Below are 25,436 nucleotides of genomic sequence, written 5' to 3'. Positions count from 1 at the left end.
GCGGTCACTTCATTTTTAGGGGAGGTACAAATGAAATCTTTGTTTGAAAAGGAAGAACGGTACTGGAGCGGCAAGTTTGACGCCGAAGACAGCCTGAGCTTCCTTCCCTACAGTCAATCCTCCAAATTATCCGCCGACGGGGAAGCTGCGGCCGAGCCGGGCTTGCTTCACCGTACTCTGCCGAGCGAACTCTCGGAGAGAATCATTTGCCTCGCCAACGGTTCGGATTTGGCTTTGTACATGATTGTTTTGGCAGGAGTAAAAAGCCTGCTGTTCAAATATACCGGGCGGGACCAAGTGCTGGTCGGCATGCCTTCTTATAGCGCAGACCCCGACGGGACTCCGCCGCCGCATGACATCTTGGTGATCAAGACGTCCGTAAGCCGCCAGACTACGCTGAAAACGCTGCTCGGGGGCATCAAAGCCTCCATCGGCGAGGCGCTGGAGCATCAGCACCTGCCTTTTCGGAAAATGGTGGAGCCGCTCCATCTGGACTATACGGGGGACGGCCTCCCGGTCGTCAACACCGTCGTATCCTTCGCCCCGATTCATCCGGAACCGCTGGGTAACCGGGTGGCGGCCGATACGTTTTTTCGCTTCGACCGCCAAAACCACTCCATCGAGCTGGAAATAAGCTTTGACGGGCAGCGGTACGAGCGGGCATTTGTGGAACAGGCGGCCGACCATCTTGTTAGGCTGCTGTCCGTGCTTTTATTTCAGCCGGATCTGGAGCTCGGACAAGCCGATGTGCTGTCCCCAGACGAGAGGGAGACGCTGCTGAAGCGATTTAATGACACCGAAACCGGGTTCGAGCGGGGGAAAACGATTTACGGCTTGTTCGAAGAACAGGCGGAGCTTTACCCGGACAACGTGGCCGCCGTCATGAACGAGCGGCAGCTGACCTACCGCGAGCTGAACGAGCGATCCAACCGCCTTGCGCGGAAGTTGCGGCAGACGGGAGTAGAAGCGGACCAGCTGGTAGCGATTCTGGCCGAACGCTCGCTCGATATGGTTGTCGGCATTCTGGCGATTCTCAAAGCGGGCGGAGCATACGTGCCTGTCGATCCCGACTACCCGGAGGAGCGCATCCGCTTCATGATCGAGGATTCGGGCGCGCCGTTATTGCTGATTCAAAAGCATCTGCACGAGAAGACCGACTTCGCAGGAACGCGCCTCGAATTGGACGATTTCGTTTGGGGCGACAGAGGGGCGGACTCCGCCGATGCGCTGGACGCTTCGAACCTGGAGCCGATTTCCGGGCCGGTCAACCTGGCTTATGTCATCTACACGTCGGGAACGACCGGCAGACCGAAAGGAACGCTGATCGAGCATAAGAACGTCGTGCGCCTCCTGTTCAACGACAAGAACCTGTTCGACTTTGGGCCGTCCGACACGTGGACGCTGTTCCACTCGTTCTGCTTCGATTTCTCCGTCTGGGAAATGTACGGAGCGTTGCTGTACGGAGGCAAGCTGGTCATCGTACCGCCGCTCACGGCGAAAAATCCGGCCGATTTCCTGGCGCTGCTGGGCCGCGAACAGGTCACGATTTTGAACCAGACGCCAACGTACTTCTACCAGCTGCTGCGTAAGGTCTTGGCGGACCATCCGTACGATCTGCGGATTCGCAACGTCATCTTCGGGGGCGAAGCGCTGAGTCCGCTGCTGCTCAAGGGCTTCAAGACGAAGTACCCGGAGACGAAGCTGATCAATATGTACGGCATTACGGAGACGACGGTTCACGTTACGTATAAGGAAATCACGTGGGTCGAAATGGAGGCGGCGAAGAGCAATATCGGCAAGCCGATCCCGACGCTGAGCGTGTACGTCCTTGATGAAAACCGCCGCCCTGTGCCGATCGGCGTAGCGGGCGAAATGTATGTGGCCGGGGAAGGCCTTGCGAGAGGATACCTGAACCGTCCGGATCTGACGGCGGAGAAGTTCGTCGATTCCCCGTTTGCGGAGGGGGAGAAACTGTACCGCTCGGGCGACTTGGCGGCTTGGCTGCCGGACGGCAACATCGAATACCTGGGCCGGATCGATCATCAGGTGAAAATCCGTGGGTACCGGATCGAGCTGGACGAAATCGAGACGCAGCTGCTGAAGATCGCCGCCGTGCAAGAAGCTAAGGTGCTCGACCGCGACGACGCGAACGGCCATAAGCAGCTTGTCGCTTATTACGTGGCGGAAACGAGGCTGGCGGTGCATGAACTCAAGGAGGAGCTCGCCAAGCAGCTTCCGGGGTATATGATTCCTTCGCACCTCGTGCAGCTTTCGCGGATGCCGCTGACCCCGAACGGGAAAATCGACCGCAAAGCGCTGCCCGCGCCGGAGGAAGCCGCGGCCGGAGGAGCGGAATATGTCGCGCCGAGAACGCTGCTCGAAATGAAGATCGCCCGCGTCTGGCAGGATACGCTTGGCGTTCCGCAGGTCGGCGTAAAGGATAACTTTTTTGAGTTGGGTGGCAATTCGTTAAGTCTGATGAGGCTCGTTCAAGCCGTTTACGATGAAACGGGCCTCGAGATACCGCTGAACCGCCAATTCCACAATTTAACAGTTGAAGCCATGGCTTTGGGAGAGGGGGATCTGGGCCTGGATAAAGGGGGAGACTCCTTCATTAAGCTGAATAAAGCAGGAGATTTGAACGTGTTCTGCTTCCCTCCGGGCAGCGGCTTCGGCATCGGTTACCGAGAGCTCGCAAGCAGGCTCGACGGCTGGTTCGTGCTCTACGGCATTGATTTTATTGACGATGCCGTCGATTACGAGGCCATGCTGAACCGTTATGTGGACGAGATCGTCCGCATCCAGCCGGAAGGACCTTACGTGCTGCTCGGCTACTGCTTCGGAGGCAACCTGACGTTCGAGGTAGCCAAAACGATGGAGAAAAGAGGGTATTCCGTAACGGACGTGCTCATGGTGGACTCGTGGATTAAGGACACGCTGACGCCTTCCGAAACGTCGGAGAAAGAGCTTGAAGAAACGCTTGCCGATTTCGACGAAGAAGAGAAGGAATTAATGAGCAACCCGCTCGTGCGGGAGCGGGTTCATCGGAAGGTCAAAGCGACCTTGGCGTACGAAGCGCAGCTTATTAATTCCGGCACGATCCCGGCCCGGATTTACGAAATGATTGCGAAGGACAGCGAAGCGTTCCGCCTGGAGCACCAATTGCCTTCCTGGCGGGGGGCAACGACGCAAGCTTACGCCGATTATCGGCTGGAGGGCGCGCACGAGGAATTGCTGGAACTCGCGCGCGTGGAAGAAACGGCCGTCGTCATCCGGGACATCTTAGAGCAAGTCAAGCGGCAGATCGAAGCGGAGGCCGGGGTACTGCATGGAAGCTGACCGCCAGCCGTCTGTTCTAGAACAAGGCACAGCGGCGCCTTCCAAGCGCCAAACCGCTTACGCCGCCTGGAAAGCGTTCCGCTGGCTGATGTCCTATGTAAGCCGTCACAAAGGCTGGATGATCGTCGGTATCTTGTCCGCGATTGCCGCCGCCGTTATTGAGATATGGATGGGAAGTTTGATCGAGCAGCTGACCACCCAGGCTGAGAAGGGGGCAGGGCCAATCGTTCTGCAAATCGTGTACACGGTCTTTGTGGTCATCTTGATCGGTGTGCCGGCGAAGTTTTTCATGAGCTTCGGCGTGGAGCGAAGCAGCGCCTCTGCGGTGCAGGATATCCGCAACCATGTCATGCGTCATGTCGGCAAACTCCCAGTCTCCTACTTGGAAAAGCAGCACTCCGGCGACGTATTGTCGCGGATCAACAACGACCTGCAGCTGATCCAGCAGTTTATGATTCGGGACCTCGCCCAGTGGTTTTATCATCCGCTGGTGTTCATCGGCTGTTTCGCTTATTTGATCTACCTCCAATGGGAGCTGATGCTGTACAGCCTGCTGTTATTTCCCGTAGCGCTGCTGGTTTCCCAATGGATCGGCAAGCAGTTGGAGCGGTTGACGGAGGAAGCCCAGGCGAACATGGGCCGAATGAACGTCAACCTCCAGGATACGCTTGGGGGTATGCCTATTGTAAAAAGCTACCTGCTATCCGGCATGTTATCTCGCTCCTACCAAGTGCTGCTGCAATTGACGGCTCAAAAAAAGCTGGCCGTGAAAAAGCGGGAAGCCTGGGTCAACCCGCTGCTTTCCACGCTGATGATCAGCCCGATCATTTTCGCCGTCAGTTACGGAAGCTATTTGATCTACAATGGGCAGCTAGGCGCGGGAGAGCTGATCGCCTTCCTGTATTTGCTGAATCTGTGTCTGGAGCCGCTGGAGCATATTCCCGAGCTCATCACGCGGACGTTCGAAATGGCCGGTGCCCTGAGAAGGGTCTCCGAAATCGTCGAGCAGCCGACCGAAACGGAAAATGGCCGTTCGCTTCCGAAAGCGAGCGCCGCCCCCATCGAGTTTCAGAACGTAACCTTCGGATATGAGGAGAGCTCCCCGATCCTGCGGAATGTTAGCTTCTCGGTGCCGGAAGGGAAGACGATCGCGCTTGTCGGAGCGAGCGGCGGAGGGAAGAGCACGGTGTTTAAGCTTGTATGCGGCTTTTATCCGCTTCCAGAGGACCAGGGCGAGATCCGCGTGTTCGGCAGCCTGATCCACGGCGTCGATCCGGAGCAGCTTCGGTCGCATTTTTCCGTGGTAACCCAGGATTCATATTTGTTTAGCGGCACGATCGCTGAAAATATCGGCTACGGGCGGGAAGTAGCGTCGATGGACGAGATTATCGAAGCCGCTAAAGCCGCTCAGGCGCATTCCTTCATTATGCAGCTTCCCGACGGCTACCAGACGTATGTCGGAGAGCGCGGAGGCCTTTTGTCCGGCGGGCAGCGCCAGCGCATTGCAATGGCCCGGGCTTTTCTTAAGGATGCTCCCGTTCTGCTGCTGGACGAGCCAACGTCGGCTCTTGATCCGGAGTCGGAAAGCGCGGTTCAGGAAGCGCTGGGCGCATTGATGAAGCAGAGAACGACGATGATTATTGCCCACCGGCTTTCTACAGTACAAAACGCCGACGAAATTTGGGTCATGGAACAGGGGAGTATTGTTGAAAAGGGCACTCATGAACAATTGCTGAAGATGAAGGGACTGTACGCCCAGTCGTACTATCAGGAATTTACCGAGTCTGCCGAACGCAGGGAGGTGGCGTACACATGAAAAAGGGCGGATGGCTCTCGCAAGTGAAAGAACTCGGCTACTTGCTGATGTTTATGAACCGCAAGCGCAAAACCCAGTACGCCATTGGCCTGGCCGTGACGGCGCTCACCCAGACATTGTTCTTGATCGCCTTCAGCTTGGTCGTACATAACTTGGTTGATTTCGCCGTGTCTCGAGATACGTCCCTGATGGTGGAAGCCTTTATTATTTTGGGCGCGGCCTTGTTCCTGGAAAATGTGATTTCTCCCTGGTTCATTTACTTATACCAGCGCAGTGTCGAGCTGACTGTGCTGAATATCCGCGAACGTCTTTATGACAAGCTGTGCCGGGTGCGGACGAGATTCCTGGAGCAGACGCACCATGGGGATTTGCTGTCGCGGGTGAACAACGACGTAACGACCGTTGAGTTTACATTCTCGCAGGTTTACTTCGTTTTGCTGCTTCAAGTTGTCTTTTGCATCGGCTCCATTGTCTCCATGGTGTTGATCGATTGGCGGTTTGCCGGCGTATCCTTCGTCATTCTGCTGCTGTCCTCCGTGGTCAGCCTGAAATTTGCGCGGGATATTCGCGCCTTGTCCGAACAAGGCTTGCAAACGCTCGGTAAAATGACCGAAAAATTCAAAGATTTTATGGGCGGCATTCAAATTGTGAAGCTGTTCCGCATCCGCACGATTTACGGCCAGTACAAGGCGTTGAACGAACAAATGACGCAGACGCTTCGGCAAACCGCGCAGAAGAACGGCATGCAGGCTGCGGTGAATCATTTTATCAGCTACGTCACGTTCTGCGGTATCATCGTCATCGGCAGTCTTCTTTATGCCTACGGACTGATGGGAATGGGAAGCGTCGCTGCCCTGGCGGTTCTGCAAGTGAATCTGACGCACGCCTTGTTGAACTTGGGGATGGTTCTGTCGATGACCCAAAATTCGATCGCGGGCGCTCACCGGATTCAAGAGGTACTAAGAGAGGAAGAGGAACCGGAGCGTTTGGGATCTCCTCACAGCGAGCTCGTGTCGGAGGCTGCGGTGGAGTTTCGCGATGTGGAATTTTCCTATCAGGCGGATAAAAAGGTGCTTGTCGACATCTCCATGCAGGTGTTTCCCGGCCAGGTCGCCGCTATCGTGGGGGCCAGCGGCAGCGGCAAAAGTACGCTGATCAAGCTGCTGCTCGGCTTTTATCCTGTGGACAGCGGAGAAATCCTGCTCCAAGGCAAACCGTTCGGCCATTACACGCTGGACGAAATCCGCAGGCAGATTGCATACGTTCCACAGGAGCCGTTCTTGTTTACCGGCACGATTGAGGAAAACATCCGCTACGGCAACCCGGATGCAACGGATGAAGAAGTGATCGAAGCGGCCAAAGCGGCGTACGCTCACCATTTCATTCAGGAACTTCCTGAACAGTATAAAACGCCGGTGGGAGAGAGAGGAGCGTCGTTGTCGGGCGGACAAAGGCAGCGAATTGCGATTGCCCGGGCGATTCTCAAAAACGCCCCGATTCTGCTGCTGGACGAAGCGACTTCCGCGCTGGATAACGAATCCCAGCATTGGGTACAGCAGGCCCTGAACGTATTGATGAAGGGGCGCACCACCATTCTGATCGCCCACCGTCTCAGCACCGTGGAACATGCGGATTTGATTACCGTCATGAACCAAGGGACGGTCGTCGAGCGGGGCCGCCATCAGGACCTGCTGGCGCTCGGGGGTTATTACGCCCGGCTGTACGGCTAGACCCGCTTTACGGCGGGCGGCTTCCTGCTTGCGAATGCGACAGAGTCTTTTAGTAATCCAAGGTATTACTTTATAACCGGTAGTTACCAGAAAACGCAGACACGAAAAAGGGGACAGAGTCCGAAGGAGCCGTTCCGGGAATGGCCGCGCGGTTCTTCTAAGAGTGACTAAGTGACATCTAGGTACAAAGCCTATCTATAAAGAATCTCTAAACCGGGAGTGTGTCGATGTGAGAGAGAATACCAACGAGCAATATGGATTAACGCAAGCCCAGCGCCGAATATGGTTCATGGAAATTATGAATCCGGGAACGTCCATCACGATGCTTTCCGCGACCTACCAGATTACGGGCGAGATCAACACACAGCTTCTGGAGCAAGCGGCGGCAGAGATCGTCAAAACCTATGACGTTTTCCGAATCCGAATTAGCGGGGATTTGCAAAATCCAACGCAGTGGTTCGAAGAGCCGGAGAATGTCCAAGCTAGGATAAGCCGCCTCGAAATAGGCACAACCGAACAATTCTATGCTTGGGTGAAAGAAGTAAGCGAAAAACCGGCCAGCGTGTTCGACGAACACCTCTACCAATTTACGATTATCCATTTTGCGAACGGCCAAGTATGGCTCAATTTGACGGTAAACCATATTATCGCCGACGGCTTGTCCGTCAATGCTTTGCTGCATGCGGTGATGGAAAAATACCTGGAACTGCGCAAAGGCATCTCCAGCAGTTACCAGGCCCCTTCCTATCTGGATTATATTTCCGCGGAGTGTGAATATGAGCAATCGCAGCGTTATCAAAAAGGCAAGGAATACTGGCTGACGAAGTACAACACTTTGCCTGAAACGACCGGCATTAAATCGTATCCGCCATTCTCGATCGGCAGCGAATCCAATAAACTGGCCATCACTTTGGACGGTTCCCGGTATGAACGCATTCTGGCCTTCAGCGAACAATATCAGGTCAGCTTATATACGTTATTTCTGTCCGCCATGTACGCCTTATTGTACAAGCTGACCGACAGCACCGATGTTCCGGTCGGCACGGTTTTCGCCAATCGCACCAGCAAGAAGGAAAAAGAAACGATCGGCATGTTCGTCAGCACCGTGGCTACGCGGATTCGTCTGAATCCAGACGGGCACGTGCTTTCCTTGATCCAAACGGTTTCCAAGGAAAATACGGCGGATCTGCGGTATCAGAAATACCCTTATAACCAATTGATCCAGGATTTACGCGAACAACACGGCCGCAACGATCTTTCGGGGCTGTTCCGCACGTCTCTGGAATATCTGCCTTTGAAAATCGTGGAGTACGAAGAAATCAAGGTACGCCTGGAGTCTCACTTCGCTAGGCACGAGATGGACGATTTGCTGCTGCGCTTCGACCATATGCTGAATGAAGGCCATGTAATTCTCCATGCTTCCTATCGTACCGGCCTGTTCGAGACGGCCGAGATTGATCGGATTATGGAACAGTATGTAACCGTTCTGGACCAGTTTCTTCAGACTCCCGAACTGCCGGTACGCGAGATTTCTCTGCTGAGCGATGAGGAGAGACACCGCATTCTCAACGTTTTTAACCCGCCGGTGGCAGGGCTGAGCGAGGGAGAAACATTTCATCGGTATGTTGAAAAGTTTGCCCGGGAAAATCCGGATCATCCGGCAGTCGTCTACATGGACAAACAGCTGACCTACGGCGAATTGAACGAACGCGCCGAGCGGCTGGCTTCTCTCCTTCGCGAACAGGGCGTGGGAAGGGAGACGATTACGGGAATCTGGGCGGAGCGTTCAGTGGAACTGCTGGTCGGGGTGCTCGCCGTTTGGAAAGCCGGCGGAGCCTATGTACCGCTGGACCCCGATTATCCGGCGGAGCGGATTGAGTACATGCTCAGCGATAGCGATGCATCGGTGCTGCTTACGCAGCGTCATCTGTTGGAGCGGGCCAGAGGTTGGTTGGCCGATGACCGGCTGAAGCTTCAAGCTGTCTATGCCATGGACGATGAACAGATTTATAACGGGGATGCCTTAACCGTGGAATTTGAATCTGCCGACAGCGCCCCGCAAGACTTGGCTTATGTGATTTACACCTCAGGTACGACGGGACGCCCGAAAGGCGTCATGATCGAGCACGGTAGTCTCGTGAATACGGCAGATGCGTACCGTCGCGAGTACCGGTTGGATCAGTTTCCGGTGCGGCTGCTCCAGCTGGCCAGCTTCTCGTTTGACGTGTTCGTCGGAGACATCGCGCGAACGCTGTATAACGGAGGCACGATGGTGATTGTGCCGAAGGATGACCGGATTGATCCGAACCTCTTATACGGCTGGATTCGGGACCAAAACATTACGGTATTCGAATCGACGCCTGCGCTCATCCTGCCGTTCATGCAGTATATTTATGAAGAAGGGCTGAACGTTAGCTCCATGCAGTTGCTGATTACCAGCTCGGATGCTTGCAGTGTCACCGATTACCGATTGCTGCAGGAAAGATTCGGCGGACAATTCCGCATCATCAACAGCTATGGCGTTACCGAAGCGGCCATTGACAGCAGCTTTTACGGTGAGCCGCTGGATAAGCTGCCGCCGTCGGGGCATGTGCCGATCGGCAAAGCTTGGCTGAACGCCCGGTTTTACATTGTCGATGCCGCGTTAAAGCCGGTTCCTGTAGGGGTTCCGGGCGAGCTTGTCATCGGCGGCGCCGGGGTGGCGCGCGGGTACTGGAACCGTCCGGACCTAACCGCCGAGAAGTTTGCGGACAGCCCGTTTGTGCCGGGCGAACGTCTGTACCGGACAGGCGATTTGGCCCGCTGGCTGGAAGACGGCAACGTCGACTTCATCGGCCGGATCGACTATCAAGTGAAAATTCGCGGGTTCCGGATCGAACTCGGCGAAATTGAAACGGCCCTGCTGCGTTTCCGGGGCGTCAAGCAGGTTGTGGTGACCGACCGTACGGATGAGCAGGGGCAAAAGTATTTGTGCGGCTACGTCGCGGCGGATGCTTCCTTGCAGCTGAGCGATCTGCTGTCCCAATTGAAGCAAGAGCTGCCGGCCCATATGGTTCCGGCCCGGCTGGTGTCTCTTGATAAGCTTCCGCTCACGCCGAACGGCAAAATTGACCGTAAAGCGCTGCCTGAACCGACCGGAGAGGTAGAAGCAGGCCGTGAGTATGTGGCTCCTCGCACAACGCTGGAAACAAGACTTGCTCTCATTTGGCAGCAGGTGCTGGGTATTGCGCGAGTTGGAGTCCAAGACGATTTCTTTGACTTGGGTGGTCATTCCTTGCGGGCCTCTACGCTTGTTTCCAAGATTAGGAAAGAACTGCAAGTCGAGGTTTCGCTGCGGGAAGTTTTCCGCTACACCACGATCGAACAGCTAGCCCAAAGAATCGGCGGTTTAAGGCAGCAGGAGACGTATGAGATTACAAAGGCGGCTGAGGCCGAGTACTATCCGGTTTCATCCGAGCAAAAGCGTCTGTACGTCCTGCGCCAGCTTGACGGGGCCGAGCGCAGCTACAATATGTCGGCGGCGCTTCTTCTCGAAGGCAAGCTGGACCGCACGCGCGTCGAGCACGCGTTCCGGGCGCTGATTCAGCGCCATGAGACGCTGCGTACCGGGATCGAGCAGGTTCAAGGCGAGCTTGTCCAGCGCATCTATGACGAGGTGGAGTTTGCTGTAGATTATTTCCAAGCGAGCGAGCGGGAAGTGGAGCAAGTGGTGGAAGCTTACTATCACCCGTTTGATCTGACCAAGCCGCCACTTCTCCGCATCGGCCTGATCGAAGTCGCCGAGGATCGCCACATTCTGCTGTTCGATATGCACCATATCGTCTCGGACGGCATTTCGACAGCGCTGCTCTTCGACGAGTTCAGCCGCCTGTATCGGGGCGAGGAGCTGGCCCCGCTGCGCATTCAATACAAAGATTATGCCGTTTGGCAGCATTCCGAAGCTTACGGGCAGATGCTCCAGCCGCAGAAGGAGTATTGGCTGGAACAGCTGTCGGGCGAGCTGCCGGTCTTGGAGCTGCCGACGGACTTCCCGCGGCCTGCGGTGCAAAGCTTTGACGGCCGAACCGTGAAGTTTTATATCGAGAAAGATCGGACGGAGAAGCTGAAAGAGCTGGCGGCACGGACAGGGACGACCCTGTACATGGTGCTGCTGTCGGCTTACACCATCCTTATGCATAAATATTCGGGTCAGGAAGATCTGATCGTAGGCACGCCGATTGCCGGAAGAACGCAGGAAGAAGTGCGGCCGATCGTAGGGATGTTTATCAACACGCTGGCCATTCGCAGCCGTCCGGAGCGTTCCAAGCCGTACCTTTCGTACCTGGAAGAAATCAAGGACATCACGCTCGGGGCTTTCGAACACCAAAATTATTTGTTCGAAGACTTGGTAGAAAGTCTTCACATTCCGCGCGCGACCGGCCGGAATCCGCTCTTTGACACGTTCTTCTCCCTACAAAATACGGAGAACGAGCAAATTGTCATCGAGGGGCTGGAGCAATCGTTTTATCCACTGGAAAACCAAACATCCAAGTTCGAGCTGCTCCTGGATATTTCGGAGCTGGACGGTCAGCTCGAATGCCGGTTGGAGTACGCTACGGCTTTGTATAAACAGGAGACCGCGGAGCGGTTCGCCAGACATTATGACAAGCTGCTCGAAACCATCGCAGCAGGGCCGGACGGGGATATTGCCTCGCTGGAAATGCTCACGGAGGAGGAAATCCGCAAGCTGGTGCGCGGTTTCAACGATTTGGAGGCGGACTACCCGCAGCAGCAGACGATTCACGGCTTGTTCGAAGAGCAGGCGGAGCTTTACCCGGACAACGTGGCCGCCGTCATGAACGAGCGGCAGCTGACCTACCGCGAGCTGAACGAGCGATCCAACCGCCTTGCGCGGAAGCTGCGGGAGACGGGAGTAGAAGCGGACCAGCTGGTAGCGATTCTGGCCGAACGCTCGCTCGATATGATTGTCGGCATTCTGGCGATTCTCAAAGCGGGCGGAGCATACGTGCCTGTCGATCCCGACTACCCGGAGGAGCGCATCCGCTTCATGATCGAGGATTCGGGCGCGCCGTTACTGCTGATTCAAAAGCATCTGCACGAGAAGACCGACTTTGCAGGAACGCGCCTTGAATTGGACGATTTCGTTTGGGGCGACAGAGGGGCGGACTCCGCCGATGCGCTGGACGCTTCGAACCTGGAGCCGATTTCCGGGCCGGGCAACCTGGCATATGTCATCTACACGTCGGGAACGACCGGCAGACCGAAAGGAACGCTGATCGAGCATAAGAACGTCGTGCGCCTCCTGTTCAACGACAAGAACCTGTTCGACTTTGGGCCGTCCGACACGTGGACGCTGTTCCACTCGTTCTGCTTCGATTTCTCCGTCTGGGAAATGTACGGAGCGTTGCTGTACGGAGGCAAGCTGGTCATCGTACCGCCGCTTACGGCGAAAAATCCGGCCGATTTCCTGGCGCTGCTGGGCCGCGAACAGGTCACGATTTTGAACCAGACGCCAACGTACTTCTACCAGCTGCTGCGTAAGGTCTTGGCGGACCATCCGTACGATCTGCGGATTCGCAACGTCATCTTCGGGGGCGAAGCGCTGAGTCCGCTGCTGCTCAAGGGCTTCAAGACGAAGTACCCGGAGACGAAGCTGATCAATATGTACGGCATTACCGAGACGACGGTTCACGTTACGTATAAGGAAATCACGTGGGTCGAAATGGAGGCGGCGAAGAGCAATATCGGCAAGCCGATCCCGACGCTGAGCGTGTACGTCCTTGATGAAAACCGCCGCCCTGTGCCGATCGGCGTAGCGGGCGAAATGTACGTGGCCGGGGAAGGCCTTGCGAGAGGATACCTGAACCGTCCAGATCTGACGGCGGAGAAGTTCGTCGATTCCCCGTTTGTGGAGGGGGAGAAACTGTACCGCTCGGGCGACTTGGCGGCTTGGCTGCCGGACGGCAACATCGAATACCTGGGCCGGATCGATCATCAGGTGAAAATCCGCGGGTACCGGATCGAGCTGGACGAAATCGAGACGCAGCTACTGAACGTCGAGGGCGTGGAAGAAGCGGTGGTGCTCGCCCGTCAGGACGGCGGGGGCGAGAAGGCGCTTGTCGCCTACTTTGTGGCGGACCGGACGCTGACGGTCAGCGAAATGAGAACCTCGCTGGCCCAGGAAATGCCGGGGTACATGATCCCGTCGTACTTCGTGCAGCTGGAGCGCATCCCGCTGACGTCCAACGGAAAAGTGGACCGCAAAGCGCTGCCGGAGCCGCAAGGCGGCTTGCAAACGGGCGTCGAATACGTAGCGCCGCGTAACCGGACGGAGTCCCAGCTTGTGAAGATCTGGGAGGAAGTGCTGGGCTACTCCGGCATTGGAGTCCTGGACAATTTCTTCGAGCTCGGAGGCCACTCCTTGCGGGCGACGAACCTTGTCAGCAAGATTCAGAAGGAAATGAACGTCGAACTTCCGCTGCGCGATGTGTTCCGCTATACGACGATAGAGTCGATGGCCGGGGCTATTGCCAGCTTGGAAGAAACGCGGCACAGCTCGATTCCGAAAGCGGAAGAGAAAGCGTACTATCCGGTTTCCTCCGCGCAAAAAAGGCTGTACGTCCTGCACCAGCTGGATGGCTCGGAGCTGAATTACAACCTCCCAAGTGCCTTGCAGTTGGAAGGGGCTTTGAACGAGGCCAAAGTGGAAAAGGCGCTGACAACTTTGGTGGCCCGGCATGATATGCTGCGCACCGGTTTTGAAATCGTGAATGGGGAGCCGGTTCAGCGTATTCATCCGCTCGTAGCTTTCAAGGTCGAGAAGCTTCAAGCAAGCGAAGATCAGGTTGCGGCCATTCTTGAAGGCTTCATTCAGCCTTTTGACCTGACCCAGCCGCCTTTGCTGCGCGCCCTGCTGATCGAACTGGAGAAAGAGAAATTCCTGCTCGCGCTGGATATTCATCATATTGGTTCCGACGGCCTTTCCATGGACGTGCTGCTGCGCGAATTCGTGCGGCTTTACAATGGGGAAGAATTGCCGGAGCTGCGGATTCAATATAAGGATTACGCCGTTTGGCAGCAATCCGAGGAGCAGCGCCAGCGCATCAAACGGCAGGAGGAATACTGGCGCGGGGTATTCAGCTCCGAGCTTCCGGTTCTTGAGCTGCCTCTCGACTTCTCCCGCCCGGCCGTCCAGCAGTTTGACGGTCAAACGCTCACGTTTACGCTGGATGCGGAGAAAAGCGAAGCTCTCAAACGGCTTGCCGGCGATTCGGGGGCGACGCTGTACATGCTTCTGCTGGCTGCGTACTCCGTATTGCTTCATAAATACGCGGGACAGGAAGATATAGTGGTCGGCACTCCGATTGCTGCCCGTTCTCACGCCGACCTGCAGCCGATTATCGGCATGTTCGTCAATACGCTGGCCCTTCGCTTGGGTCCGGCGGCGGAGCGGACGTTCCTGGATTACTTGCAGGAAGTGAAGGAAACGACGCTTGGAGCCTACGAGCACCAGGACTATCCGTTCGAGGAGCTGGTGGAAGTTCTTCAGGTGAGCCGGGATTTAAGCCGGAATCCTCTGTTTGACACCATGTTTTCTTTGCAAAAGCACGAAAGCTTGGATTTAACCCTGGAAGGCTTGCAATGGTCGCTGTTCGACATCGAGGAAAAGACGGCAAAGTTTGATCTTAGCCTTGATATCGTGGAAGCCGATAACGAGCTGGTTTGCAAGATCGAGTACGCTACCTCGTTGTTTAGACAGGAAACGATGGTACGGCTGGCGGGTCATTACGAGCAGCTTTTGGCGTCGATCCTGGCTCAGCCGGGTGCGCGGATTTCGGATTTGGATATCTTGACGGACAGCGAAAAGCATGATTTGCTGGTCGGGTTTGACGTGTCGTCATCGGCTCTTGCGAAGCAACCCGCCGCAGAGGGTACAGGTTTGGAAGCGGATGAGTCGTGGAGAGAGAGAACGTTCCACGAGCTGTTCGAGGAGCAGGCGGAGCGCACTCCGGGAGCGCTGGCGGTTGTCTACGAAGACAGCAAGCTGACGTATGCGGAGCTGAACGCCAAAGCGAATCGTCTGGCGTATGCACTGCGGGCGCGCGGGGTGAAGCCGGAGCAGGTGGTCGGCATTCTGGCCGGCCGTTCGGCGGAGCTGTTGATCGGGGTGCTCGCCGTATGGAAAGCGGGCGGCGCTTATGTGCCGCTCGACCCGGACTATCCGGCGGAGCGGATCGAGTATATGCTCGCGGACAGCGGGGCGTCGGTGCTGCTCACACAGACCCGCCTTCTGGAGCAGGCGGAAGCTTGGCGCAGCGACGGAGCTCTAGTGCTGCAAACGGTGCTTGCGCTTGACGACGCCGCGACGTACAGCCTCGGAGCGGCTGTGGGCGAAGCAGGCGCAGAGGCGGAGGCTTTGGCGCAAGCGGAAACGGCTTCTGCCGAAACGTCCGCCACGGCAGAAGCCGAGAAGAACGTACTAGCGGCGGATCTCGCATCGAATCCGGCGAATGTGAACAAGCCGCGCGATTTGGCTTACGTCATCTACACCTCCGGTACGACGGGCAAGCCGAAGGGCGTGATGATCGAGCACCGCAGCCTGGTGAACACGGCGGCGGGCTACCGGCGGGAATACCGCCTGGATCAGTTCCCGATCCGGCTGCTGCAGCTCGCCAGCTTCTCGTTCGACGTGTTCGTCGGCGACATTGCGCGGACGCTGTACAACGGCGGCACGATGGTCATCGTGCCGAAGGACGACCGGATTGATCCAACCCGCCTCTACGGCTGGATTCGCGACTACGCCGTGACGGTATTCGAATCGACTCCGGCGCTGATCGTGCCGTTCATGGAGCATGTGCATGCCGAGGGTCTGGAGCTCAGCTCGATGCAGCTGCTGATCACAAGCTCGGATGCGTGCAGCGTAGCGGATTACCGCACCTTGCAGGAGCGCTTCGGCTCGGAGTTCCGTATTATTAACAGCTACGGCGTAACGGAAGCGGCGATTGACTCCAGCTTCTATGACGAGCCGCTGGAGAAGCTGCCGAAGACGGGCAGCGTGCCGATCGGGAAAGCGTGGCTGAACGCCAAGTTCTACATCGTGGATGCGAATCTGAAGCCGGTGCCGATCGGGGTGTTGGGCGAGCTGGTTATCGGCGGAGCGGGTGTGGCCCGCGGTTACTTGAACCGCCCGGATTTGACGGCGGAGAAATTCGTAGACAGCCCGTTCGCCGCTGGGGAGCGGCTGTACCGGACGGGCGACCTGGCGCGCTGGATGCCGGACGGCAACGTGGACTTCATCGGCCGGATCGACAACCAGGTGAAAATTCGCGGCTATCGGATCGAGCTTGGTGAAATTGAAGCGAAGCTGCTGAGTGTAGGTGGCGTGAAGGAAGCGGTCGTCGTCGTCAGGGAAGATCAAGAAGGTCAGAAAGCTTTGTGCGCTTATTATACAGCGGAAGAAGGCTTGACGGCGGCGGACCTGAAGCGGGCGATTGCCAGCGAGCTGCCGGGGTACATGATCCCGTCGTACTTCGTGGAGCTGGAGCGCCTGCCTCTGACGCCGAACGGAAAGATCGACCGGAAGGCGTTGCCGGCACCGGAAGGCGGAGGCCGCGAATACGTGGCGCCGCGCACCGAACTGGAGGCGAAGCTGGCCGCCATTTGGCAGGATGTGCTTGTTCGGGAGAAGACAGTAGGCGTAACGGACAACTTCTTCGACCTCGGCGGACACTCCCTGCGGGCGACGACGCTTGTCAGCAAAATGCATAAGGAGCTAGGCGTTGAATTCCCGCTTCGCGACGTATTCCGCTACTCGACGGTTGAGGAAATGGCCGCGGTTATGGAGCGGCTGGAGATCGGCTCGTTCACGGCTATTCCGGCTGCGGAACCTAGCGAGTATTATCCGCTCTCTTCCGCTCAGAAACGTCTCTATATCTTGAACCAGCTGGAAGGAGCCGAGCTGAGCTACAACATACCGGGAGCTATGCTGCTCGAAGGGGAGCTCGACCGGCAGCGGTTTGAAAAAGCGTTCCGCGGGCTCGTAGCTCGTCATGAAACGCTGCGTACCGGCTTTGAGATGGTAAAAGGCGAAGCGGTTCAGCGGATTTACGAAGAAGCCGCCTTCCAGGTGGAATATGTGCAGATCAGCGGGGAGCAGGCGGAAGAAACGGTGCGCCAATTCGTTCGTCCGTTTGATCTAGCGAAGCCGCCACTTCTGCGGGTAGGCCTTGCCGAACTGGCGCCGGACCAGCACATTCTAATGTTCGATACGCATCATATCGTATCTGACGGCGTTTCGATTGACGTACTGATCGAAGAGTTCGTCCGCTTGTACAGCGGGGAGCAGTTGGAGCCGCTCCGCATTCAGTACAAAGATTATGCGGTATGGCAGCAATCGGACGAGCAGAAAGCTCAGCTTGCCAAGCAGGAAGCCTACTGGCTCGACATGTTCCGCGGAGAGCTGCCGGTTTTGGAATTGCCGACGGACTATCCGCGCCCGGCTATGCAGAGCTACGAGGGCCGCACGCTGCAATTGTTTATGCATAGCGAGCAAAGCGAGGGTCTGAAACGGCTTGCAGCCGAGAACGGCGCAACACTTTACATGGTTCTGCTTGCTGGTTATACAATATTATTGCATAAATATACAGGGCAAGAAGACGTGGTGGTCGGTACGCCGATTGCGGGAAGAAATCACAGCGACGTTCAGCCGCTGATCGGGATGTTCGTTAATACCCTGGCCATCCGCAGTTATCCGGCTGCCGGTAAGACGTTCCTTGACTACTTGAAGGAAATCAAGGAGACGACGCTGGGCGCTTTTGAACATCAGAATTATCCGTTTGAGGAACTGGTGGATAAGGTGAACGTGGCTCGCGATTTAAGCCGCAATCCGCTGTTCGATACGATGTTTGCTTTGCAGAATACAGAGAATTTGGAAATCCAGCTTCCCGGACTCCATTTGTCGACGTATGCCAGCGAAGAAATTGTTTCTAAATTCGATCTCAGCTTGGACGTCACGGAGATCGAGGAAGGCTTGGAATATCTGTTTGAATACGCCACTGCTCTTTATAAAACCGAAACGGTGGAGAAATTGGCCGCTCACTACTTGCAGCTGCTTGAATCCATTCTCCGCAACCCGTCGGCGACTATTGCCGAGCTGGGCATTTTGACACCGGCGGAAAAAGAGCAAATTCTCGGCGCGTTTAACCCGGCGCAGCCGGAAGCGGCTCCTGCGGCCGCGTTCCACCGGCTGTTCGAGGAACAGGCGGAGCGCACGCCGGAAGAGGCGGCTGTCGTGTACGAGAATGACCGGCTGACGTATGCGGAGCTGAACGAGCGGGCGAACCGCTTGGCGGCTACGCTGCGCGCAAGCGGCATCGGCCGGGAGTCGATCGGCGGCATTCTCGCTGAGCGTTCGGTGGACTTGCTGGTGGCCGTGCTGGCCGTCTGGAAAGCGGGCGGGGCGTATGTGCCGCTCGACCCGGATTACCCGGCGGAGCGCGTGCGGTTCATGCTCGAAGACAGCGGAGCGAAGGTACTGCTGACGCAAACGGCGCTGCGAGAGCGTGCCGAAGCCTGGCTCGACGAAGAGGAGCTGGCTCTGGCGGCGGTGCTGTACCTGGACGACGAAGCGTCGTACAGCGAGGAGCGGGCGAATGCGCCGATTGGCTCCGGCATTGTCTCCGGCAAGCTGACGGATGCTGTGGACGACGGCGATGAGAGCCATCAGAACGTTGGCACCGACAGCTTCCATGAAGCCCGTCCGGAGGATCTGGCGTACGTGATCTATACGTCGGGAACGACGGGCAAGCCGAAGGGCGTGATGATCGAGCACCGCAGCCTGGTGAACACGGCGGCGGGCTACCGGCGGGAATACCGGTTGGATGAGTTCCCGGTGCGGCTGCTGCAGCTCGCCAGCTTCTCGTTCGACGTGTTCGTGGGAGATATCGCGCGGACGCTGTACAACGGAGGCACGATGGTGATCGTGCCGAAGGACGACCGGATCGATCCGTCTCGTCTGCACTACTGGATTGAGCGGGAGCGGGTCACCATCTTCGAATCGACGCCAGCGCTGATCGTGCCGTTCCTGGAGTACGTGCACGAGCAGCGGCTGGATATGAGCTGGATGGAGCTGTTGATCACGAGCTCGGACAGCTGCAGCGTGGCGGATTACCGGACCTTGCAGGAACGCTTCGGCTCGTTGTTCCGGATCATCAACGCTTACGGCGTGACGGAAGCGGCGATCGACTCAAGCTTCTACGACGAGCCGCTGGAGAAGCTGCCGCAGACAGGCAATGTGCCGATCGGCAAAGCGTGGCTGAATGCGAAATTCTACATCGTAGACGCGCATCTGAACCCGGTGCCGGTCGGGGTGCTGGGCGAGCTGGTCATCGGCGGAGTCGGAGTGGCGCGCGGGTACTTGAACCGTCCGGAGCTGACGGAAGAGAAGTTCGTAGACAGCCCGTTCGCCGCGGGCGAGCGGCTGTACCGCACGGGAGACTTGGCGCGGTGGATGGAGGACGGCAACGTGGACTTCATCGGCCGGATCGACAACCAGGCGAAAATCCGGGGGTACCGGATTGAGACGGGCGAAGTCGAAGCGAAGCTGCTGAGTGTAGGTGGCGTGAAGGAAGCGGTCGTCGTCGTCAGGGAAGATCAAGAAGGTCAGAAAGCTTTGTGCGCTTATTATACAGCGGAAGAAGGCTTGACGGCGGCGGACCTGAAACAGGCGATCTCCAGCGAGCTGCCGGGTTACATGATCCCGTCGTACTTCGTCGAGCTGGAGCGCCTGCCTCTGACGCCGAACGGGAAAATCGACCGGAAGGCGCTGCCGGCACCGGAAGGGGGAGCAAGCGCAGGCCGCGAATACGTGGCGCCGCGCACCGAACTGGAGGCGAAGCTGGCCGCCATTTGGCAGGATGTGCTTGTTCGGGAGAAGGCGGTAGGCGTAACGGACAACTTCTTCGACCTCGGCGGACACTCCCTGCGGGCGACGACACTTGTCAGCAAAATGCATAAGGAGCTAGGCGTTGAATTCCCGCTTCGCGACGTATTCCGCTACTCGACGGTTGAGGAAATGGCCGCGGCTATGGAGCGGCTGGAGATCGGCTCGTTCACGGCTATTCCGGCTGCGGAACCTAGCGAGTATTATCCGCTCTCTTCCGCTCAGAAACGTCTCTATATCTTGAACCAGCTGGAAGGAGCCGAGCTGAGCTACAACATACCGGGAGCTATGCTGCTCGAAGGGGAGCTCGATCGGCAGCGGTTTGAAGAAGCGTTCCGCGGGCTCGTAGCTCGTCATGAAACGCTGCGTACCGGCTTTGAGATGGTAAAAGGCGAAGCGGTTCAGCGGATTTACGAAGAAGCCGCCTTCCAGGTGGAATATGTGCAGATCAGCGGGGAGCAGGCGGAAGAAACGGTGCGCCAATTCGTTCGTCCGTTTGATCTAGCGAAGCCGCCACTTCTGCGGGTAGGCCTTGCCGAACTGGCGCCGGACCGGCACATTCTAATGTTCGATACGCATCATATCGTATCTGACGGCGTTTCGATTGACGTACTGATCGAAGAGTTCGTCCGCTTGTACAGCGGGGAGCAGTTGGAGCCGCTCCGCATTCAGTACAAAGATTATGCGGTATGGCAGCAATCGGACGAGCAGAAAGCTCAGCTTGCCAAGCAGGAAGCCTACTGGCTCGACATGTTCCGCGGAGAGCTGCCGGTTTTGGAATTGCCGACGGACTATCCGCGCCCGGCTATGCAGAGCTACGAGGGCCGCACGCTGCAATTGTTTATGCATAGCGAGCAAAGCGAGGGTCTGAAACGGCTTGCAGCCGAGAACGGCGCAACACTTTACATGGTTCTGCTTGCTGGTTATACAATATTATTGCATAAATATACAGGGCAAGAAGACGTGGTGGTCGGTACGCCGATTGCGGGAAGAAATCACAGCGACGTTCAGCCGCTGATCGGGATGTTCGTTAATACCCTGGCCATCCGCAGTTATCCGGCTGCCGGTAAGACGTTCCTTGACTACTTGAAGGAAATCAAGGAGACGACGCTGGGCGCTTTTGAACATCAGAATTATCCGTTTGAGGAACTGGTGGATAAGGTGAACGTGGCTCGCGATTTAAGCCGCAATCCGCTGTTCGATACGATGTTTGCTTTGCAGAATACAGAGAATTTGGAAATCCAGCTTCCCGGACTCCATTTGTCGACGTATGCCAGCGAAGAAATTGTTTCTAAATTCGATCTCAGCTTGGACGTCACGGAGATCGAGGAAGGCTTGGAATATCTGTTTGAATACGCCACTGCTCTTTATAAAACCGAGACGGTGGAGAAATTGGCCGCTCACTACTTGCAGCTGCTTGAATCCATTCTCCGCAACCCGTCGGCGACTATTGCCGAGCTGGGCATTTTGACACCGGCGGAAAAAGAGCAAATTCTCGGCGCGTTTAACCCGGCGCAGCCGGAAGCGGCTCCTGCGGCCGCGTTCCACCGGCTGTTCGAGGAACAGGCGGAGCGCACGCCGGAAGAGGCGGCCGTCGTGTACGAGAACGACCGGCTGACGTATGCGGAGCTGAACGAGCGGGCGAACCGCTTGGCGGCCACGCTGCGTGCAAGCGGCATCGGCCGGGAGACGATCGTTGGCATTCTCGCCGAGCGTTCGGTGGACTTGCTGGTGGCCGTTCTGGCCGTCTGGAAAGCGGGTGGGGCATATGTGCCGCTCGACCCGGATTACCCGGCGGAGCGCGTGCGGTTCATGCTCGAAGACAGCGGAGCGAAGGTACTGCTGACGCAAACGGCGCTGCGAGAGCGTGCCGAAGCCTGGCTCGACGAAGAGGAGCTGGCGCTGGCGGCGGTGCTGTACCTCGACGACGAAACTTCGTACAGCGAGGAGCGGACGAATGCGCCGATTGGCTCCGGCATGGTCTCCGGCAAGCTGACGGATGCTGTGGACGACGGCGATGAGAGCCATCAGAATGTTGGCACCGACAGCTTCCATGAAGCCCGTCCAGAGGACCTGGCGTACGTGATCTACACGTCGGGAACGACGGGCAAGCCGAAGGGCGTGATGATCGAGCACCGCAGCCTGGTGAATACGGCGGCGGGCTACCGGCGGGAATACCGGTTGGATCAGTTCCCGGTGCGGCTGCTGCAGCTCGCAAGCTTCTCGTTTGACGTGTTCGTGGGAGATATCGCGCGGACGCTGTACAACGGAGGCACGATGGTGATTGTGCCGAAGGACGACCGGATCGATCCGTCTCGTCTGCACCACTGGATGGAGCGGGAGCGGGTCACCATCTTCGAATCGACGCCGGCGCTGATCGTGCCGTTCCTGGAGTACGTGCACGAGCAGCGGCTGGATATGAGCTGGATGGAGCTGTTGATCACGAGCTCGGACAGCTGCAGCGTGGCGGATTACCGGACCTTGCAGGAACGCTTCGGCTCGTTGTTCCGGATCATCAACGCATACGGCGTGACGGAAGCGGCGATCGACTCCAGCTTCTACGACGAGGAGCTGGCGAAGCTGCCGCAGACAGGCAATGTGCCGATCGGCAAAGCGTGGCTGAATGCGAAATTCTACATCGTGGATGCGCATCTGAACCCGGTGCCGGTCGGGGTGCTGGGCGAGCTGGTCATCGGCGGAGTCGGAGTGGCGCGCGGGTACTTGAACCGTCCGGAGCTGACGGAAGAGAAGTTCGTAGACAGCCCGTTCGCCGCGGGCGAGCGACTGTACCGCACGGGAGACTTGGCGCGGTGGATGGAGGACGGCAACGTGGACTTCATCGGCCGGATCGACAACCAGGCGAAAATCCGGGGCTACCGGATCGAGACGGGCGAGATCGAGTCGCAGCTGCTGCGGGTGGAAGGCGTGCGCGAAGCGGTGGTGCTGGTTCGAAGTGACGCGAACGGGCAGAAAGCGCTGTGCGCGTACTACACAACGGATGGCGAACTGACGGCGGCAGACCTGAAACGGGCGATCTCCAGCGAGCTGCCGGGTTACATGATCCCGTCGTACTTCGTCGAGCTGGAGCGCCTGCCTCTGACGCCGAACGGGAAAATCGACCGGAAGGTGCTGCCGGCGCCGGAAGGGGGAGCAAGCGCAGGCCGCGAATACGTGGCGCCGTGCACCGAACTGGAGGCGAAACTGGTCGCCATCTGGCAGGACGTGCTCGGACCGGTCACGATTGGCGTGACGGACAACTTCTTCGACCTCGGCGGGCATTCCCTGCGGGCGACGACGCTGGTCAGCAAGGTGCACAAGGAGCTGAGCGTGGACCTGCCGCTGCGCGATGTGTTCCGGCACTCGACCATCGAAGCGATGGCCGAAGCGATCAGCCAATTGGAGCGGCAGGAACACCTCTCCATTCCGGTTCTGGATAAGAGGGATTACTATCCGCTTTCCTCCGTGCAAAAACGGCTGTACATCCAGCAGCAGATGGAAGGCGCCGAGCTTAGCTACAACATGTCCGGCATGACGGTTCTCGTCGGGCGCTTGGAACGGAATCAATTCGAGGCGGCGCTCAAAGGATTGATAGCTCGTCACGAAATTTTGCGAACCGGCTTCGAAATGGTCGACGGCGAACCGGTACAACGAGTTTATCCGGACTTGAAGTTTGCCGTCGAGTATACGAAAGCGACGGAAAGTGAAACGAAGAGCATCGTAGACGGCTTTGTGCGCGTCTTTGATTTGGAGCGGCCGCCGCTGTTGCGTGTGGGCTTAGTCGAATGGGAAGCGGAACGGCATCTGCTCATGCTGGACATTCATCATATCGTCACGGATGGCATGTCGATGGGCATCTTCGTCGAAGAGTTGCTGCGCCTGTATAACGGTGAGACTCTGGAACCGCTTCGGATTCAATACAAGGAATTTGCCGCTTGGCAGCAGTCCGAACCTGTAAAAGAGCGGCTGAAACGTCAGGAAGCCTACTGGCTGGACGTGCTGGAAGGCGAACTGCCAACGCTTGAATTGCCTACGGACTTTGTCAGACCTGCCGCTCGCAGCTTTGAGGGAGATGTGCTGCCTTTCAGCATCGACAAGCAGATGACCGATAGCTTGCAGCGCATCGCCGATGAGAACGGTGCCACCCTTTATATGGTGTTATTGGCGGCCTATTCAATCCTGCTCAGCAAGTACTCAGGACAAGAAGACTTCATTGTAGGCATACCGGTTTCGGGCCGCACACATGCCGACCTGGAGCCGCTCATCGGAATGTTTGTCAACACTTTGGCGATTCGCCATTATCCGTCCGGGGAGAAGATGTTCCTCGCTTACTTGAACGAAGTCAAAGAAACGATGCTGGGGGCCTACGACCACCAGGATTATCCGTTCGAGGAGCTTGTGAAAAAGCTGCAGGCGCCGCGAGATCAAAGCCGCAATCCTGTATTCGATATCATGTTTGTTCTGGAAACCAAGGAAGATAATGTTCAAAGCTTCGGGGATATCAAGATCGAATCTTATCCGGAAACTCATACGGTTTCCCAATTTGATCTTACCTTGGTCATTTCGTTGCTGGATGAGGGAATGAACGGGCAGTTTGAATATGCCACCAAGTTGTTTACGCGCAATCTGATCGACAATTTCGCTCAGGACCTGCTCGTGATCATCACCCAAATTTGCGAACAGCCTTCGGTGCTGTTGAAGGATATTTCCCTGAACGGGCAATCCGAACAGGAGCAAGATGTGCTAGAGGCCATTGATATTATTTTCTAATCCCTTACCCGGCTTGGGTGTATGCCGTATTTCTCTCGGTACGCATCCTGCCGGGTGTTTTTTCCAAATGAAAGGGAAAAATCCACCACAGGAATCTGACGTCAAGTTCCGCTGAGCAACGATTTCAATTTATTGGAAAATCGACAAAACACAACAGAAATCGTAGTTTACCTTTGGTATACTAAGAATCAAACCATTCCATAAGTTCACTATTTAAAGAATGAAGTAAAATCAAGCTATCATTCGAACAAAAAAAGAGAATTAATAAACTAGCTAGAGATATAATGGCACAGCACTTCTTGAACTCTCACGAACTACAGGGTGGTTAGTTCAAATATATGGACAATGGACTAAAGATGGACAGATTATTAGAGATAATTCTTTGAAAAAGAAAATTGATCATTTAAGCACGTTATATGCGACATTCAGTATATTGAGGAAATGGTTATGAAAATTATATTATCGTAATAGTACAAGTTTCCAACTTCCTTTTTATGGTAATTTGTGGTGGTTTCAGACTTTTTTATCACCTGACAAACTATTGTTTAGTTACATTAAAGTTGGTACCTTTGTACACCGGGCTTTTTTATTAAATTCAGAGGCTACAGCTTTGGCTCAATCAGTGCGTAGTATAGTTACATGAATCCTTTCCTGTATTGGTGTTTTAAAGTAATTGAAGCAGATGAATTCCAATCACCTACAAACGTATGGGGTAAACTGAGGAGTTATTAAATCCCTGATTATATTCAAGCTGCGCATCGATGATCGCCAGCTTTGAATAGATTTCCGGTGGTTTTCTTCATGGCCGAACATGGCTGACTCAATGCATCATCAAAAAAAACAG

General features: G+C 56.4%; 4 protein-coding genes. All 4 read left to right on the top strand.

Annotation, left to right across the window (positions count from 1 at the left end; all coding sequences use genetic code 11):
• The first annotated feature begins 30 nt into the window (after positions 1-30).
• The 4 genes from AOU00_RS09190 (at position 31) to AOU00_RS09175 (ending at position 24,592) form a co-directional block, all read left to right on the top strand.
• Positions 31-3,339: a non-ribosomal peptide synthetase gene (locus AOU00_RS09190; protein ID WP_069290477.1), complete on the top strand. Its 3,309-nt coding sequence runs from the start codon at positions 31-33 to the stop codon at positions 3,337-3,339.
• Positions 3,329-5,155, top strand: a complete 1,827-nt coding sequence (locus AOU00_RS09185; RefSeq protein WP_061832125.1) for an ABC transporter ATP-binding protein — start codon at positions 3,329-3,331, stop codon at positions 5,153-5,155. The genes AOU00_RS09190 and AOU00_RS09185 overlap by 11 nt, the downstream gene beginning before the upstream one ends.
• On the top strand, positions 5,152-6,885 hold the full coding sequence (locus tag AOU00_RS09180) for an ABC transporter ATP-binding protein (protein ID WP_069290476.1): 1,734 nt from the start codon (positions 5,152-5,154) through the stop codon (positions 6,883-6,885). Before AOU00_RS09185 ends, AOU00_RS09180 begins: the two co-directional genes overlap by 4 nt.
• A gap of 229 nt (positions 6,886-7,114) precedes the next feature.
• The gene (locus AOU00_RS09175; RefSeq protein ID WP_069290475.1) at positions 7,115-24,592 is read left to right on the top strand and encodes a non-ribosomal peptide synthetase; all 17,478 of its coding nucleotides are present in this window, start codon (positions 7,115-7,117) and stop codon (positions 24,590-24,592) included.
• The last annotated feature ends 844 nt before the right edge of the window (positions 24,593-25,436 follow it).

Source organism: Paenibacillus polymyxa, from assembly GCF_001719045.1.
Taxonomy (GTDB): domain Bacteria; phylum Bacillota; class Bacilli; order Paenibacillales; family Paenibacillaceae; genus Paenibacillus; species Paenibacillus polymyxa_B.
This window is presented reverse-complemented; position numbering and strand designations above follow the sequence as displayed.